General features: G+C 69.6%; 17 protein-coding genes. 11 read left to right on the top strand and 6 right to left on the bottom strand.

What is annotated here, in order from left to right; all coding sequences use genetic code 11:
• Positions 1-32 precede the first annotated feature (32 nt).
• Positions 33-2120: a transketolase gene (tkt, locus tag ACGFW6_RS34135; RefSeq protein ID WP_393518781.1), complete on the bottom strand. Its 2088-nt coding sequence runs from the start codon at positions 2118-2120 to the stop codon at positions 33-35.
• Between the two features lie 378 nt (positions 2121-2498).
• On the opposite strand from tkt, the gene ACGFW6_RS34130 reads away from it, so the two are divergent.
• The 3 genes from ACGFW6_RS34130 (at position 2499) to ACGFW6_RS34120 (ending at position 5039) form a co-directional block, all read left to right on the top strand.
• The gene (locus ACGFW6_RS34130; RefSeq protein ID WP_393518859.1) at positions 2499-3452 is read left to right on the top strand and encodes a heme o synthase; all 954 of its coding nucleotides are present in this window, start codon (positions 2499-2501) and stop codon (positions 3450-3452) included.
• A 58-nt stretch (positions 3453-3510) separates the two neighbouring features.
• Positions 3511-3831, top strand: coding sequence for a hypothetical protein (locus tag ACGFW6_RS34125; protein ID WP_393518778.1), 321 nt, complete (start codon positions 3511-3513; stop codon positions 3829-3831).
• Positions 3832-3932: 101 nt separating this feature from the next.
• Positions 3933-5039, top strand: coding sequence for an amidohydrolase family protein (locus tag ACGFW6_RS34120; protein WP_393518775.1), 1107 nt, complete (start codon positions 3933-3935; stop codon positions 5037-5039).
• 73 nt (positions 5040-5112) lie between these two features.
• Here ACGFW6_RS34120 and ACGFW6_RS34115 read toward each other — a convergent pair whose 3' ends face one another.
• The 4 genes from ACGFW6_RS34115 to ACGFW6_RS34100 form a co-directional block, all read right to left on the bottom strand.
• The gene (locus tag ACGFW6_RS34115) at positions 5113-6105 is read right to left on the bottom strand and encodes a heme A synthase (RefSeq protein ID WP_393518856.1); all 993 of its coding nucleotides are present in this window, start codon (positions 6103-6105) and stop codon (positions 5113-5115) included.
• Positions 6106-6178: 73 nt separating this feature from the next.
• Positions 6179-6895 carry an ABC transporter permease gene (locus ACGFW6_RS34110; RefSeq protein WP_393518853.1) on the bottom strand — a complete coding sequence of 239 codons (717 nt, stop codon included), beginning with the start codon at positions 6893-6895 and terminating at the stop codon, positions 6179-6181.
• A gap of 62 nt (positions 6896-6957) precedes the next feature.
• Positions 6958-7881 (bottom strand): ABC transporter ATP-binding protein, encoded by a 924-nt coding sequence (locus ACGFW6_RS34105; protein ID WP_393518772.1) that lies wholly within the window; start codon positions 7879-7881, stop codon positions 6958-6960.
• Positions 7882-7949: 68 nt separating this feature from the next.
• The gene (locus tag ACGFW6_RS34100) at positions 7950-8747 is read right to left on the bottom strand and encodes an aminoglycoside N(3)-acetyltransferase (RefSeq protein WP_393518769.1); all 798 of its coding nucleotides are present in this window, start codon (positions 8745-8747) and stop codon (positions 7950-7952) included.
• Positions 8748-8908: 161 nt separating this feature from the next.
• Here ACGFW6_RS34100 and ACGFW6_RS34095 point away from each other — a divergent pair, with 161 nt between their 5' ends.
• The 8 genes from ACGFW6_RS34095 to ACGFW6_RS34060 all read left to right on the top strand — a co-directional run bounded on the left by ACGFW6_RS34095 (position 8909) and on the right by ACGFW6_RS34060 (position 15481).
• Positions 8909-9661: a helix-turn-helix transcriptional regulator gene (locus ACGFW6_RS34095; protein ID WP_393518766.1), complete on the top strand. Its 753-nt coding sequence runs from the start codon at positions 8909-8911 to the stop codon at positions 9659-9661.
• On the top strand, positions 9658-11082 hold the full coding sequence (sufB, locus tag ACGFW6_RS34090; RefSeq protein WP_381453788.1) for a Fe-S cluster assembly protein SufB: 1425 nt from the start codon (positions 9658-9660) through the stop codon (positions 11080-11082). The genes ACGFW6_RS34095 and sufB overlap by 4 nt, the downstream gene beginning before the upstream one ends.
• A 62-nt stretch (positions 11083-11144) precedes the next feature.
• Positions 11145-12326: a Fe-S cluster assembly protein SufD gene (gene sufD / locus ACGFW6_RS34085; protein ID WP_393518762.1), complete on the top strand. Its 1182-nt coding sequence runs from the start codon at positions 11145-11147 to the stop codon at positions 12324-12326.
• A complete protein-coding gene (locus tag ACGFW6_RS34080; protein WP_031057580.1) occupies positions 12326-12643 on the top strand; it encodes a non-heme iron oxygenase ferredoxin subunit in 318 nt (105 codons plus the stop codon). The genes sufD and ACGFW6_RS34080 overlap by 1 nt, the downstream gene beginning before the upstream one ends.
• 7 nt (positions 12644-12650) lie before the next feature.
• The gene (gene sufC, locus ACGFW6_RS34075) at positions 12651-13415 is read left to right on the top strand and encodes a Fe-S cluster assembly ATPase SufC (protein ID WP_393518759.1); all 765 of its coding nucleotides are present in this window, start codon (positions 12651-12653) and stop codon (positions 13413-13415) included.
• Entirely contained in the window at positions 13412-14668 is a 1257-nt protein-coding gene (locus ACGFW6_RS34070) for a cysteine desulfurase (protein WP_393518756.1), read from the top strand. The genes sufC and ACGFW6_RS34070 overlap by 4 nt, the downstream gene beginning before the upstream one ends.
• Positions 14669-14684: 16 nt before the next feature.
• The gene (gene sufU / locus ACGFW6_RS34065; RefSeq protein WP_271663173.1) at positions 14685-15152 is read left to right on the top strand and encodes a Fe-S cluster assembly sulfur transfer protein SufU; all 468 of its coding nucleotides are present in this window, start codon (positions 14685-14687) and stop codon (positions 15150-15152) included.
• Positions 15149-15481: a metal-sulfur cluster assembly factor gene (locus tag ACGFW6_RS34060; protein ID WP_380851885.1), complete on the top strand. Its 333-nt coding sequence runs from the start codon at positions 15149-15151 to the stop codon at positions 15479-15481. Before sufU ends, ACGFW6_RS34060 begins: the two co-directional genes overlap by 4 nt.
• Positions 15482-15551: 70 nt before the next feature.
• Here the strand turns inward: ACGFW6_RS34060 and ACGFW6_RS34055 are convergent, their stop codons facing one another.
• Positions 15552-16388: an AbfB domain-containing protein gene (locus tag ACGFW6_RS34055; RefSeq protein WP_393518752.1), complete on the bottom strand. Its 837-nt coding sequence runs from the start codon at positions 16386-16388 to the stop codon at positions 15552-15554.
• Between the last annotated feature and the right edge of the window lie 20 nt (positions 16389-16408).

The raw sequence follows: 16408 nt of genomic DNA, 5'->3' as shown, positions 1-16408 counted from the left end.
AAAATCAAACTCCTACGTCTCGTATGTGAGCGTCAGCGCTGGGCCGCGGCGAGGGATTCCCGCGCGACGGCCGCCACGTTCTCGGCAGTGAAGCCGTACTCCCGGAAAAGGACCTTGCCGTCGGCCGAAGCACCGAAGTGCTCCAGGGAAACGATGCGGCCCGCGTCCCCGACGTACTTGTGCCAGGTCAGACCGATACCGGCCTCGACCGCCACACGCGCCTTGACGGCCGGCGGCAGGATGCTGTCCCGGTACCCCTGGTCCTGCTCCTCGAACCACTCCACCGAGGGCATGGACACGACTCGCGTCGGCACGCCGTCGGCCTGCAGCTGCTCGCGCGCCTCGACGGCCACGTGCACCTCGGAACCGGTCGCGATCAGGATGACCTGCGGCTCACCGCCCTCGGCCTCGAACAGCACGTAACCGCCACGCGCGGTGTCCTCGTTGGCCTCGTACACCGGTACGCCCTGACGGGTCAGTGCGAGCCCGTGCGGGGCGCCCTTGCCGAACTCCTTCGTGTAGCGCTTGAGGATCTCGCGCCAGGCGATCGCGGTCTCGTTGGCGTCCGCCGGGCGGACCACGTTGAGACCGGGGATGGCGCGCAGGGACGCCAGGTGCTCGACCGGCTGGTGCGTGGGGCCGTCCTCGCCCAGGCCGATGGAGTCGTGCGTCCAGACGTACGTCACCGGCAGGTGCATCAGCGCCGACAGCCGGACGGCGTTGCGCATGTAGTCGGAGAAGACGAGGAACGTACCGCCGTAGACACGGGTGTTGCCGTGCAGGGTGATGCCGTTCATCTCCGCGGCCATGGAGTGCTCGCGGATGCCGAAGTGGATCGTGCGGCCGTACGGGTCGGCCTCCGGCAGCGGGTTGTCCGCCGGCAGGAAGGACGACGTCTTGTCGATCGTCGTGTTGTTGGAGCCGGCCAGGTCGGCCGAGCCGCCCCACAGCTCCGGGACGACCGCGCCGAGAGCCTGGAGCACCTTGCCGGACGCGGCGCGGGTGGCGACGCCCTTGCCGGGCTCGAAGACCGGGAGCTTCTCCTCCCAGCCGGTGGGCAGCTCGCCCGCGGCGATGCGGTCGAACTCGGCGGCGCGCTCGGGGTTGTTGTCCCGCCACTGCTGGAAGGACTTCTCCCACACGGCACGGGCCGCCTGGCCGCGCTCCAGGGCACCCCGGGTGTGGGCGATGACCTCGTCGGCGACCTCGAAGGACTGCTCCGGGTCGAAGCCGAGGACGCGCTTGGTGGCCGCCACCTCCTCGTCGCCGAGCGCCGAGCCGTGCGCGGCCTCGGTGTTCTGCGCGTTCGGGGCCGGCCAGGCGATGATCGAGCGCATCGCGATGAACGACGGCTTGTCCGTCACCTGCTTCGCGGCTTCGATCGCGTCGTAGAGGGCGTGCGGGTCCAGGTCGCCGTCCGGCTTCGGGGCGACGCGCTGGACGTGCCAGCCGTACGCCTCGTACCGCTTGACGGTGTCCTCGGAGACGGCCGTCTCGGTGTCGCCCTCGATCGAGATGTGGTTGTCGTCCCACAGCAGGATCAGGTTGCCGAGCTGCTGGTGGCCGGCCATCGAGGACGCCTCGGCGGAGATGCCCTCCTGGAGGCAGCCGTCACCGGCGATGCAGTAGATGAAGTGGTCGAAGGGGGAGGTGCCCTCGGCGGCCTCCGGGTCGAACAGACCGCGCTCGTAGCGAGCGGCCATCGCCATGCCGACCGCGTTGGCGACACCCTGGCCCAGCGGGCCGGTCGTCGTCTCGACGCCCGTGGTGTGGCCGTACTCCGGGTGGCCCGGGGTCTTCGAACCCCACGTCCGGAACGCCTTCAGGTCGTCCAGCTCCAGACCGAAGCCGGCCAGGTACAGCTGGGTGTAGAGGGTCAGGGACGAGTGGCCCGCGGACAGCACGAAGCGGTCGCGACCGACCCACTCGGCGTCCGCGGGGTCGTGCCGCATCACCTTCTGGAAGAGGGTGTAGGCGGCGGGTGCCAGGCTCATCGCCGTACCCGGATGGCCGTTTCCGACCTTCTGTACGGCGTCGGCGGCCAGGACGCGGGCGGTGTCGACGGCCCGCTGGTCCAGCTCGGTCCACTCGAGGTCTGTGGTGGTCGGCTTGGTGCTCACCCTGGGTCAGGGCTCCTCTCCACATGTCGGTTGCCGGTGTCACGGGCACACAGCCCACCGGCTGCCGGCGTACTCGGCGTCGGCCGGCCGTTGTCGAGCCTACCCCCGGAAGTACGTGCGTTTTTTCGACTCATTCCAGACTGCCGGGAGTCGTCGGGATGTGCCTCCCGACTGGGACGTTCCGCATTCGGCAAGTGAATACGGAGCCGCTCATCCGGGTGCTCAATCGAGCTTCGGCGCGCCCTTCGGACGGCCCCCTCCAACACGACCCCACCCCCGCGAATGTCCGGGTCTGGGCAACGTCTACAGTGGCGTGGTACGCGCGAGCCTTTACCGGGACTTCACACGGGGAGGCTTGCTGGGATGTCTCTGTCAGGGGTGTGCGTGACGGCCGTTGAATCCCGTCCAGCGGGGATTATCGGGACGAGCCAGAGCCCGAGCCGGCGGCCGATCGGGGCCCGGGTCAAGGGGTTCGTGGCGCTGACCAAGCCGCGGATCATCGAGCTGCTGCTCATCACCACGGTTCCGGTGATGTTCCTGGCCGAGCAGGGTGTGCCCGACCTCGGTCTGGTGCTGCTCACCTGCGTCGGCGGCTACCTGTCCGCGGGCGGCGCCAACGCGCTGAACATGTACATCGACCGTGACATCGACGCGCTCATGGACCGCACGTCGCAGCGACCGCTGGTCACCGGGCTGGTCAGCCCGCGCGAGTGCCTGGCCTTCGGTATCACCCTCGCGGTCGTCTCCACCCTGCTGTTCGGCCTGACCGTCAACTGGCTGAGCGCCTGGCTGTCCCTCGGCGCGCTCCTCTTCTACGTCGTCGTCTACACGATGATCCTCAAGCGCCGTACGTCGCAGAACATCGTGTGGGGCGGCATCGCGGGCTGCATGCCCGTCCTGATCGGCTGGTCCGCGGTCACGAACTCGCTGTCCTGGGCCCCGCTCATCCTCTTCCTGGTGATCTTCTTCTGGACGCCGCCGCACTACTGGCCGCTGTCCATGAAGGTGAAGGACGACTACGCGCGCGTGGGCGTCCCCATGCTTCCCGTCATCGCCTCGAACAAGGTCGTCGCCCAGCAGATCGTCATCTACAGCTGGGTGATGGTGGCGGTGTCGCTGCTGTTGACGCCGCTCGGCTACACGGGCTGGTTCTACACCGCGGTCGCGCTGGTCGCGGGCGGCTGGTGGCTGTGGGAGGCGCACGCCCTGCAGAACCGCGCGAAGGCGGAGGTGACGGGCGGCAAGCTCAAGGAGATGCGCCTGTTCCACTGGTCCATCACCTATGTCTCGCTGCTCTTCGTCGCGGTCGCGGTGGACCCCTTCCTGCGCTGACGCACGTCACAGTGCCCTGCCCTCGCCAGCTGATCTACTCGTGAGTAGCATCCTGGCCATGGCAGACACGCAGCAGGTTGACCAGAAGGCCGAGCGCAGGGTGGCCAAGCTGGCCAGGCAGATCAGCTCCTTCGCGAAGTCCCACGGCGGCGCCGAGGGCCAGGTGGCCTACATCGGCGAGCGGGGCGCGCGGATCGTGCTCGTGGGCGAGGACGGCGGCTGGGGAGACCTGGTGGCGCCCTCGTACGAGATCGCCGAGAAGGCGGTCGAGAAGGCCGGGATCACCCGCCACGAGTCCTTCGACGGCGAGTTCGCGGCCAAGGTCACGACGGGCCCGTACGAGTGGAAGAGGATGGCCGGCATCCAGATCGGCGGCTGAGGAACCCCTTTTCCGGAGTCACCCGCCTCTTCCGCAACACCAAGTCACCGGTTCACCCGTTAGGACCTGTAGCAAGCGCGGTCCACCCACGGGGAGCCCGGATGATCGACACGCCGTCCCTCGTGGACCAGTACTGCCACGGCGTACTGCGCACCGAGCTGGGCCTCGGCACCTTCGAGGCCCAGCTGGCCCGCACCGAGGGCCCGCCGGCGCCCGGGACCACTCTCTTCGACACCCAGACGGGCTTCGCCGTACGACGCTGGTGTCCGCCGCTCCTGGGCCTGGAACCGCACTGCCCACCCGCCCGCTATCTGGCCCGGCGTCGTGAACTCGGCGTACTGGAAGCGGGCCGGCGTCTGCTGCGGGGCAGCGGCATCACCACCTATCTGGTCGACACCGGACTGCCGGGCGACCTCACCGGCCCGCCCGAGATGGCGTCCGCCGCCTCCGCCCGGGCGCACGAGATCGTCCGCCTGGAACTCCTCGCCGAACAGGTCGCCGACACCTCCGGCACCGTCGAGTCGTTCCTGGCCAACCTCGCCGAGTCGGTGCACGGCGCGGCCGTGAACGCGGTGGCCTTCACCTCGGTCGCGGGCGTACGGCACGGTCTCGCGCTCGCCCCCGAACCGCCGGGGCCGGGGGAGGTGCGCGGCGCGGCGGGGCGCTGGCTCGCAGGACGCAGGGTCGGCGGCGAGCTGAGCGACCCCGTGCTGCTGCGGCACCTGCTGTGGATCGCGGTCGCCTCGGGGCTGCCGCTCCAACTGCACGCGGGGCTGGGCGAGCCGGGCCTGCGCATCGACCGCACCGACCCGGTGCTGCTCACCGACTTCGTCCGAGCCACGGCGGGCCTGGGCACCGACCTGGTCCTGCTGCACGGCTATCCGTACCACCGCCACGCCGCCCATCTCGCCGGCGTCTTCCCGCACGTCTACGCCGACTCCGGCGCCGCCCTCGTCCGCACCGGCGCCCGCGCCGCCACGATCCTCGCCGAGATCCTGGAACTCGCCCCCTTCGGCAAGATCCTCTTCTCCAGCGGCGCCCAGGGCCTGCCCGAACTGCACGTGGTGGGCGCCCGGCTCTTCCGCGAGGCTCTCGCCCGGGTGCTCGGCGGCTGGGTCTCCGAGGACGCGTGGTCGCTCGCGGACGCGCAGCGGGTGGCGGGCATGGTGGCGGCGGGCAACGCCAGGCGGGTGTACGGGCTGGACTGAGCGTCCCCGTACGCCCAGGGCGCGGGCCGGGCGGGGGTGCCGTCCGCGGCCTCGGCGGCCGCGGTGACGACGGCTACGCGCGCGTGCCGACCGGCGCCTCGGCAGCCGGTCCCGGGATGCCGATCTCGTCGTGCGGCCGCTCCCGCAGGGCGAGCAGCACCCGCAGGGTCGCGATCCAGACCAGGGCCGAGCCGAGCATGTGCAGGCCGACCAGCAGCTCCGGCAGGTCCGTGAAGTACTGGACGTAGCCGATGACGCCCTGCGCGAGCAGGATCAGGAAGAGGTCGCGGGTGCGGTTCAGGGGGCCCTTCGGGGCGTCGACCGCCTTGAGGACGAACCAGAGCGCGAAGGTCAGGGTGACCACGATCCACGCCAGCACGGCGTGCAGCTTGGTGACGTTCTCCCAGTCGACCGGCATCCGCTCGACCTCACTGGAGTCACCCGCGTGCGGACCCGCGCCGGTGACCACCGTGCCGACCAGGATCAGCAGCGCCGAGGCCACGACCAGCACCCACACCAGCTGCTGGACCGCCTTGCCCGCCAGGGGGCGCGGCGCGCCGTCGCCCTCCCGGGTGCGCTGCCACATCACCGTGGCGACGGCGATGAGCGCGGACGTCGCCACGAAGTGGGCCGCGACCGTGTACGGGTTGAGGCCGACGAGGACGACGATGCCGCCGAGCACGGCGTTGCTCATCACGATCCAGAACTGCGCCCACCCCAGCCGGGTCAGGTCCCGCCGGTACGGCTTCGTGGCCCGCGCGGCGATGATCGCCCAGCCGACCGCGGCGCACAGCACGTACGTCAGCATGCGGTTGCCGAACTCGATGGCGCCGTGCAGGCCCATCTCACTGGTGGCGGTGAGCGAGTCGTCGGTGCACTTGGGCCAGGTCGGGCAGCCGAGCCCGGATCCGGTCAGGCGCACGGCACCGCCGGTGACCACGATGAGCACCGACATCACGAGCGCGGCGAGCGCCGCCCGTCGGACCGTCCTCGGAGTGGGGGTCCAGCGTGCGGCGATGAAGGCGAGCGGGTTGCGCACGGCCGCTACGGCGTCGGCGCGGGTCACGTTTGGCACGCGCCCTATCGTAGGCGGCCGCTTGTGCACGCTTTCACGAGGGTCCGCCCGAGACTCGGTGGCCCTACTCCCAGCGGAAGAACTTCCCCGCGGCCGCCAGCCCGACGACCGCCCACACGGCCAGGATCCCCAGGTCGCCCCACGGCATCCCGGCCCCGTGCTGGAGGACGTCCCGCAGCCCGTCGGAGAGCGCGGAGATGGGCAGCAGACCGAGCACGTCCTGGGCGGCGGCCGGGAACTTCTCCAGCGGCACGATCACCCCGCCGCCGACGAGCAGCAGCAGGAACACCAGGTTGGCGGCGGCCAGCGTGGCCTCGGCCTTGAGCGTGCCGGCCATCAGCAGGCCGAGCCCGGAGAAGGCCGCCGTGCCGAGGACCAGCAGGAGCAGGACGGCCAGCGGGTTGCCGTGCGGCGACCAGCCCAGCGCGAACGCGATCACCGTCAGCAGGACGATCTGCAGCACCTCGGTGACCAGCACCGACACCGTCTTCGCCGTCATCAGGCCCCAGCGCGGCAGAGGCGAGGAGGCCAGCCGCTTCAGCACGCCGTACCGGCGCTCGAAGCCCGTGGCGATGGCCTGTCCCGTGAACGCCGTCGACATCACGGCCAGCGCGAGGATGCCGGGGGCGAGGAAGTCGACGGCCTCGCCGGTGCCCGTGTCGACGATGTCCACCGAGCTGAACAGGACCAGCAGCAGGGTGGGGATCACCACCGTCAGCAGCAGCTGCTCGCCGTTGCGCAGCAGCATCCTCGTCTCCAGGGCCGCCTGCGCCCCGATCATGCGGGGGAGCGGGGCGGCGCCCGGCTTCGGGGTGTACGTACCCGGACCTGTACCGACGGCGGTCACGCGCGCAGCTCCTTACCGGTGAGCTCCAAGAAGACGTCCTCCAGGGTGTGCCGCTCGACCGAGATCCGGTCCGGCATCACCCCGTGCTGTGCGCACCACGACGTCACCGTCGCGAGCAGTTGCGGGTCGACCTTGCCGACGACGCGGTACGAGCCCGGCGTCAGCTCCGCGGCCGTGCAGTCGGCGGGCAGCGCCTTGAGCAGGGACCCCACGTCGAGGCCGGGCCGGCCGGTGAAGCGGAGGGTGTTCTCGGCGCCGCCGCGGCACAGGTCCTCGGGGGAGCCGTGCGCGATGACACGGCCGGCGTCGATGATCGCGACGTCGTCGGCGAGCTGTTCGGCCTCGTCCATGTAGTGCGTGGTGAGGATCACCGAGACGCCGTCGGCGCGCAGGTCGCGGATCAGGTCCCAGGTCGCCCGGCGGGCCTGCGGGTCGAGACCCGCGGTCGGCTCGTCCAGGAACACCAGCTCCGGGCGCCCGACCACGGCCATGGCGAGCGCGAGCCGCTGCTGCTGGCCGCCCGAGAGCCGGCGGTAGCCGGTCCGCCCGCAGCCGCCGAGACCGAGCCGCTCGATGAGGGCGTCCACGTCCAGTGGATGCGCGTGCAGCTTCGCGACGTGGCGCAGCATCTCGTGGGCCCGCGCGCCCGAGTAGACGCCGCCGGACTGGAGCATCACGCCGATGCGGGGGCGCAGCGCCGCGGACTGTCCGACCGGGTCGAGCCCCAGGACGCGCACCGTGCCGGAGTCCGGCTTCCGGTATCCCTCGCAGGTCTCGACGGTCGTGGTCTTGCCCGCGCCATTGGGTCCGAGGACGGCGGTGACACCGGCCCGGGCCACCAGGTCGAGGCCGTTCACCGCGGTTTTGTCGCCGTACCGCTTCACCAGGGCCTGGACTTGGACCACGGGCTCAGTTCGCATGGCTCCAGAGTCTAGGTAGCGGCCCGGTCCCCCGGACGGCCGGGTTCACATCTCCCCGACGGCCCCCTTCATATCTCCTCCGCGCGGGAGCGGTGAATGCCCAGCCACCGCTGTGCGTAGGCCACCGCGTCGGCCACCGGGAACAGCCGTACGTCGGCCGCGCCCACCTTCCCGCGCACGACCGGGCGGTCCCGCTCGAAGTCGTGTCCGAGTTCGTCGAACCGGTCCGAGGTGATCGACACCTCGGTCACCACCTCCCAGCCCGTGGGCCCCGGCCGCCCCACCTTCACCAGCGGTGACGGGATCCGGTACTCGGCCAGGTGGAAGCTGGTGCAGGTGTCGTAGCCGGCGCCGAGCAGCAGCACGCGCGCGTGCAGGGCCTCCAGCCGGGCCAGCGGGCTGCGCTCGCCCAGCCGGCAGTCCAGGGCGTGGCCGGTGACGATCTCGGCCGCGCGCGGGCCGACCGCCGCGAAGGACGTCTGGGGGTGCGCGCTGCGCAGGGCACCCGGCCAGGTCCGAACGGTCTCCGGGATCACGCCGACCCCGCGCGTGGGGGTCACGGCCGGGTCGTAGGCGGGCATCGTCGCCCGAATGGTCTCCCACCACTCCTCGGGAACGGGCGGACTGCTCCACACCGCCGGATCCGAGAGGTCGCCGGTCTGGGTGGGCACCACCAGCGTGCCCTCGGGACCCAGCGCGTCGAGCAGTCCCTGGACGACCGCGACCGGGCCTCCGCAGACCCAGCCGAGGGAGCTGAGGGAGGAGTGCGCGAGAAGCGTGTCACCGGATCGGACGCCGAGGTCGCGCAAATGTGCGGCGAGGGTGTCCCGAGTGACAAGAGGGCCGGTCGGAGGGGGTGTGGGCATGCTTCCGGAGTGTTCCGGAAGGGGGCTCGCGGCGCCAGCGATTTGATCGATCAAAGATCGTTTCCGCAGGTCAGATTAGGTATACCTAAGTGACGCAGGGCACCGTCACGGGGTGCGGACGCGGCTTGCCTGGCTTTGAGGAATTACGCAACAATGGCGTTGTGAAAAACGTCGGCGAGGCTCGGGAGACCCCCACCGGGGCCCCTCAGGAGGAACTCGCGACCGGTGAGCGTTCGACACGCAACCGCGTCGCGCGATCCATCCTGGACCACGGCCCGTCGACCGTCGCCGAGCTGGCCGGACGGCTGGGGCTGACCCAGGCCGCCGTTCGCAGGCATCTGGACGCGCTGGTCGCCGATGACGTCGTGGAGCCCCGCGAACAGCGGGTGTACGGCACGCGCACGCGTGGCCGTCCCGCCAAGGTCTTCGCGCTCACCGACTGCGGCCGCGACGCCTTCGACCAGTCGTACGACAAGCTCGCCGCGGACGCCCTGAAGTGGATCGCCGAGCGTGAGGGCGGGGACGAGGCGGTCGCCGCCTTCGCCCGCGCCCGGATCGCCGCCCAGGCCCGGGCCTACCGCAAGGCCATCGAGTCCGTCAGCCCCGATGAGCGGACCGAAGCCCTGGCCAAGGCCTTGAGCGTCGACGGGTACGCTGCTACGGCGCGCAGCGCACCCCTCCCTCAAAAAGGCGAGCAGCTCTGCCAGCACCACTGCCCGGTCGCCCATGTCGCGGAGCAGTTCCCCCAGCTGTGCGAGGCGGAGACGGAGATCTTCGCCGAGCTGCTCGGAACGCACGTCCAGAGACTGGCCACGATCGCGCACGGCGACGGCGTCTGCACGACGTTCATCCCGAAGATTTCCCAGAACACCGATAACGCATCCGCAAGCACGGCCGGGAGGAACCCCGCATGACTCTCCCCATCGAGGAGACTGCCCACCCTGAGCTCGAAGGCCTGGGCAAGTACGAATACGGCTGGGCCGACTCCGACGAAGCCGGCGCCTCTGCGAAGCGCGGTCTGAGCGAGGACGTCGTCCGTGACATCTCCGCGAAGAAGAACGAGCCGGAGTGGATGACCAAGCTCCGCCTCAAGGGTCTGCGGCTGTTCGACAAGAAGCCCATGCCGAACTGGGGCTCGGACCTCTCCGGCATCGACTTCGACAACATCAAGTACTTCGTGCGCTCCACGGAGAAGCAGGCGGAGTCCTGGGAGGACCTGCCCGAGGACATCAAGAACACGTACGACAAGCTCGGCATCCCCGAGGCGGAGAAGCAGCGCCTCGTGGCCGGTGTCGCGGCCCAGTACGAGTCCGAGGTCGTCTACCACCAGATCCGCGAGGACCTGGAGGAGCAGGGCGTCATCTTCCTGGACACCGACACGGCCCTGAAGGAGCACCCGGAGCTCTTCAAGGAGTACTTCGGCACCGTCATCCCGGTCGGCGACAACAAGTTCGCGTCGCTGAACACCGCGGTGTGGTCCGGCGGCTCCTTCATCTACGTGCCGAAGGGCGTGCACGTGGAGATCCCGCTCCAGGCCTACTTCCGGATCAACACCGAGAACATGGGCCAGTTCGAGCGGACGCTGATCATCGTCGACGAGGACGCCTACGTCCACTACGTCGAGGGCTGCACCGCGCCGATCTACAAGTCGGACTCCCTGCACTCCGCGGTCGTCGAGATCATCGTGAAGAAGGGCGCCCGCTGCCGCTACACGACGATCCAGAACTGGTCGAACAACGTCTACAACCTGGTCACCAAGCGCGCCGTCGCCTACGAGGGCGCGACCATGGAGTGGATCGACGGCAACATCGGCTCCAAGGTGACGATGAAGTACCCGGCCGTCTACCTGATGGGCGAGCACGCCAAGGGCGAGACCCTGTCCATCGCCTTCGCGGGCGAGGGGCAGCACCAGGACGCCGGCTCCAAGATGGTCCACATGGCGCCGAACACCTCCTCCAACATCGTGTCGAAGTCCGTGGCACGTGGTGGCGGCCGTACCTCGTACCGCGGTCTGGTCGAGATCGGCGAGGGCGCCCACGGCTCGAAGTCCAACGTGCTGTGCGACGCGCTGCTCGTCGACACCATCTCCCGCTCCGACACGTACCCCTACGTGGACGTCCGCGAGGACGACGTGTCCATGGGCCACGAGGCGACCGTCTCCAAGGTCTCCGAGGACCAGCTCTTCTACCTGATGAGCCGCGGTCTGAGCGAGTTCGAGGCGATGGCGATGATCGTGCGCGGCTTCGTCGAGCCGATCGCCAAGGAACTGCCCATGGAGTACGCCCTCGAGCTCAACCGGCTGATCGAGCTGCAGATGGAAGGCGCGGTCGGTTAAGACCGGGTCCTCGGTAAAGCAGCTAGCGAAACCTGACGTAGGAAGAGAGCAGACCGACAGCCATGGCTGAGGCTCAGAACATCCCGGTGGGGTCCACCACCGCCGGCGCGGTGGCCGTTGCCGCCGAGTCGACCGTCGCCACGCGCATGAGCGCGCCCCCGTCCTTCGACGTGGCGGACTTCCCGGTGCCGCACGGCCGCGAGGAGGAGTGGCGGTTCACCCCGCTGGAGCGCCTGCGCGGGCTGCACGACGGCACCGCCGTGGCGACCGGCGACGGCCTCCAGGTCACCGTCGGGGCGCCCGAGGGCGTCACCGTCGAGACCGTCGGCCGCGACGACGCCCGTCTCGGCAAGGCGGGCACGCCCGTGGACCGCGTCGCCGCCCAGGCGTTCTCGGCGTTCGAGAAGGCCGGCGTGATCACCGTCCCCAAGGAGACGGTCCTCACCGAGCCGATCCGCATCGCCGTGCACGGCGAGGGCGGGGTCGCCTACGGCCACCAGGTCGTGGAGCTCAAAGCCTTCGCCGAGGCCGTCGTCGTCATCGACCACACCGGTGACGCGGTGCTCGCCGCCAACGTCGACTACATCCTGGGCGACGGCGCCAAGCTCACCGTCGTCTCCGTCCAGGACTGGGACGACAAGGCCGTGCACGTCGGCCAGCACAACGCGCTGATCGGCCGGGACGCCTCCTTCAAGTCGTTCGTGGTCACCTTCGGCGGCGACCTCGTACGCCTCCACCCGCGCGTCGCCTACGCCGGCACCGGCGGCGAGGCCGAGCTCTTCGGCCTCTACTTCACGGACGCCGGCCAGCACCAGGAGCACCGCCTCCTGGTCGACCACAACACCCCGCACTGCAAGTCCAACGTCGCCTACAAGGGCGCGCTCCAGGGCGACGACGCGCACGCGGTGTGGATCGGCGACGTGCTGATCGAGGCCAAGGCCGAGGGCACGGACACGTACGAGATGAACCGCAACCTGGTTCTGACCGACGGCGCCCGCGTCGACTCCGTGCCGAACCTGGAGATCGAGACCGGCGAGATCGTCGGTGCGGGCCACGCCTCGGCGACCGGCCGCTTCGACGACGAGCAGCTCTTCTACCTGATGGCCCGCGGCATCCCGGCCGACGAGGCCCGTCGCCTGGTCGTGCGCGGCTTCTTCGCCGAGCTCGTCCAGCAGATCGGCGTCGACGACATCGAAGAGCGGCTCCTCGTGAAGATCGACGAGGAGCTGGAGGCCACGGTCTGATGGCTTTCGTACGCGCCTGCGGGCTGAGCGAGCTGGAGGAGGACACCCCGAAGCGGGTGGAACTCGACGGCACGCCGGTCTCGGTCGTGCAGACCGAGGGTGAGGTGTTCGCGATCCACGACATCTGCTCCCACGCGAACGTCTCGCTCTCCGAGGGCGAGGTGGAGGACTGCCAGATCGAGTGCTGGCTGCACGGCTCCAGCTTCGACCTCCGCACCGGCAAGCCGTCCGGCCTTCCCGCGACGCGCCCCGTCCCCGTATACCCCGTAAAGATCGAAGGGGACGACGTGCTCGTCTCCCTCACCCAGGAGTCCTGAGGCACCCATGGCAACGCTTGAAATCCGAGACCTGCACGTCACCGTCGAGGCCGACAACGCCACGAAGGAGATCCTCAAGGGCGTCGACCTCACCGTGAAGCAGGGCGAGACGCACGCCATCATGGGCCCCAACGGCTCCGGCAAGTCGACTCTCGCCTACTCCCTCGCGGGTCACCCGAAGTACACGATCACCAGCGGCTCCGTCACCCTCGACGGCGAGGACGTCCTGGAGATGTCCGTCGACGAGCGCGCCCGCGCCGGCCTGTTCCTGGCGATGCAGTACCCGGTCGAGGTCCCCGGCGTCTCGGTCTCCAACTTCCTGCGCACCTCCGCCACCGCCATCCGCGGCGAGGCCCCCAAGCTGCGCACCTGGGTGAAGGAGGTCAAGGAGGCCATGGAGCGCCTCAACATGGACCCCTCCTTCGCCGAGCGCAACGTCAACGAGGGCTTCTCCGGCGGTGAGAAGAAGCGCCACGAGATCCTTCAGCTGGAGCTGCTCAAGCCGAAGGTCGCGATCCTCGACGAGACCGACTCCGGCCTGGACGTCGACGCCCTGCGCGTCGTCTCCGAGGGCGTGAACCGGGTCCGTGAGAGCGGCGAGGTCGGCACCCTGCTGATCACCCACTACACGCGCATCCTGCGCTACATCAAGCCCGACCACGTGCACGTGTTCGCGAACGGCCGTATCGCGGAGTCCGGCGGAGCCGAGCTCGCGGACCAGCTCGAGGCCGAGGGCTACGACAAGTACGTGAAGGGTGGCGCATCCGCGTGACACAGCTGCCGGGCCTCCTCGACACCGAGGCGCTCCGCAAGGACTTCCCGATCCTGGACCGCGTCGTCCACGACGGCAAGAAGCTCGTGTACCTGGACAACGCGGCGACCTCGCAGACGCCGCGCCAGGTGCTCGACGTGCTCTCCGAGTACTACGAGCAGCACAACGCCAACGTCCACCGTGGCGTGCACGTCCTCGCCGAGGAGGCCACGGCGCTGTACGAGGGCGCGCGCGACAAGGTCGCGGAGTTCATCAACGCACCCTCGCGCGACGAGGTGATCTTCACCAAGAACGCCTCCGAGTCGCTGAACCTCGTGGCCAACATGCTCGGCTGGGCCGACGAGCCCTACCGGGTGGACCACGAGACCGAGATCGTCATCACGGAGATGGAGCACCACTCCAACATCGTGCCGTGGCAGCTGCTCGCGCAGCGCACGGGCGCGAAGCTGAAGTGGTTCGGCCTCACCGACGACGGCCGTCTCGACCTGTCCAACATCGACGAGGTCATCACGGAGAAGACGAAGATCGTCTCCTTCGTGCTGGTGTCGAACATCCTGGGCACGGTCAACCCGGTCGAGGCGATAGTGCGCCGCGCGCAGGAGGTCGGCGCGCTGGTCTGCATCGACGCCTCGCAGGCCGCACCGCACATGCCGCTGGACGTGCAGTCCCTCCAGGCCGACTTCGTGGCCTTCACCGGCCACAAGATGTGCGGCCCGACCGGCATCGGCGTGCTCTGGGGCCGCCAGGAGCTCCTTGAGGACCTGCCTCCGTTCCTCGGCGGCGGCGAGATGATCGAGACCGTGTCGATGCACTCGTCGACGTACGCTCCCGCGCCGCACAAGTTCGAGGCGGGCACGCCCCCGATCTCGCAGGCCATCGGCCTGGGCGCGGCGATCGACTACCTCAACTCGATCGGCATGGACAAGATCCTCGCCCATGAGCACGCCCTCACCGAGTACGCGGTGAAGCGGCTGGCGGAGGTCCCCGACCTCAGGATCATCGGCCCCACCACGGCCGAGGACCGGGGCGCCGCGATCTCCTTCACCCTCGGCGACATCCACCCGCACGACGTGGGCCAGGTCCTCGACGAGCAGGGCATCGCCGTCCGGGTCGGCCACCACTGCGCCCGTCCGGTGTGCCTGCGGTACGGAATTCCTGCGACCACGCGAGCGTCGTTCTATCTGTACTCCACGCCGGCCGAGATCGACGCTCTGGTGGACGGCCTGGAGCACGTCCGGAACTTCTTCGGCTGACGGGACGAGCGATCGCATGAAGCTGGATTCGATGTACCAGGAAGTCATCCTGGACCACTACAAGAACCCGCACGGGCGGGGCTTGCGGGATGGCGACGCCGAGGTGCACCACGTCAACCCGACGTGCGGCGATGAGATCACCCTGCGCGTGAAGTACGACGGCACGAAGATCGAGGACGTCTCGTACGAGGGCCAGGGCTGTTCCATCAGCCAGGCGAGCGCGTCCGTACTGAACGAACTCCTCGTCGGCAAGAGCCTCTCCGACGCGCAGAAGATCCAGGAGACCTTCCTGGAGCTGATGCAGTCCAAGGGAAAGATCGAGCCGGACGACGCGATGGAGGACGTGCTGGAGGACGCGGTGGCGTTCGCCGGCGTCTCCAAGTACCCGGCCCGGGTGAAGTGCGCCCTCCTCAGCTGGATGGCGTGGAAGGACGCGACGGCCCAGGCCCTGGGCGGAGCCGACGCCGAAAGGAAGACGGCATGAGCGAGACCGTTGAGATGAAGCCGGCCTCGGAGGAAGAGGTCCGTGAGGCGCTGTACGACGTCGTCGACCCCGAGCTGGGTATCGACGTCGTCAACCTCGGCCTGATCTACGGCATCCACATCGACGACGCGAACAACGCGACGCTCGACATGACCCTGACCTCGGCGGCCTGCCCGCTGACCGACGTCATCGAGGACCAGGCCAAGTCCGCCACGGACGGTCTCGTCAACGAACTGCGCATCAACTGGGTCTGGATGCCGCCGTGGGGCCCGGACAAGATCACGGACGACGGCCGAGAGCAGCTTCGGGCGCTCGGGTTCAACGTCTGAGTTCCACCGTTCACGGCAAAGCGGCGGCACCTTCCGGGTGCCGCCGCTTTCCCGTGCGGGCCGGTCCGGCTCAGACCGGTCCGTCCACCAGCCGGAACGAGGCGTCCGCCAGATACAGGGAGCTGTGGTCGTAGCGTTCGAGGCGGACGACGAAGTTCTTGTGGCGCAGGAAGTAGCCCGGATAGTTCACCGACTCCAGCATGGTCGCGCCGGAGTGGGTGACCGAGCCGCGCGGGCAGAAGGTGGCGTCCCGGCCGAACAGGCCGGAGCCGTCGTTGCGTTCGGCTCGCAGGACGAAGTCGCGGTGGCGCAGGTACTGCCCGTCGCGGGTGGCGAAGGAGGAGCAGGCGGGGTCGGCCAGACCACTGACCTGCTGGAAGGTGGCGTCCTCACGGGACTCGGAGCCGCGCACCGCGTCGAGGCCGACACGGCCGTCGTCGACGTGCCAGTAGCGGTCGGGGTAGTTGACCGAGCGGACGGAGCGCCAAGTGGTGTCGGCAGCCGGGGGGTTCGGTGCCTTCGTGGGTGAACCGGCCCCGCCGGAAGGTGGCGTGGAGTGCTCCGGTGCCGGTTCGGGTGTGCCGGCGTTCTGCTGATGGGGCGCCTCGGTCGTCGGCCTCTCCGTCGACAGACCGCTCTTGCCCTTCGGGGGAGCCGTCCCCGAAGGCGTGGCGAAGGAGATCAGGCCGGGGACCGTGGAGTCCGCCGCGGGAGCCGACGCCGCGGCTGAATCACCGTCAGGTTCCTTTTCCGATAGGGCTATTGCCGTGACGCAGGCGATGATCGTCGCCATCGCCATCCCGCCCGCGAGCCACAGACGGCGCGTACCCGGCGCCCGTGCGGTGTCCGGGGCCCAGCCGTCCTCCCAGGGCTGACCCTGGGACGGCCGGGACTTGTTTTCAGGCATGCGGTGTTCCTCCAGCGGCG

The sequence above is a fragment of the Streptomyces sp. Y7 genome (assembly GCF_043195415.1).
Taxonomy (GTDB): domain Bacteria; phylum Actinomycetota; class Actinomycetes; order Streptomycetales; family Streptomycetaceae; genus Streptomyces.
This window is presented reverse-complemented; position numbering and strand designations above follow the sequence as displayed.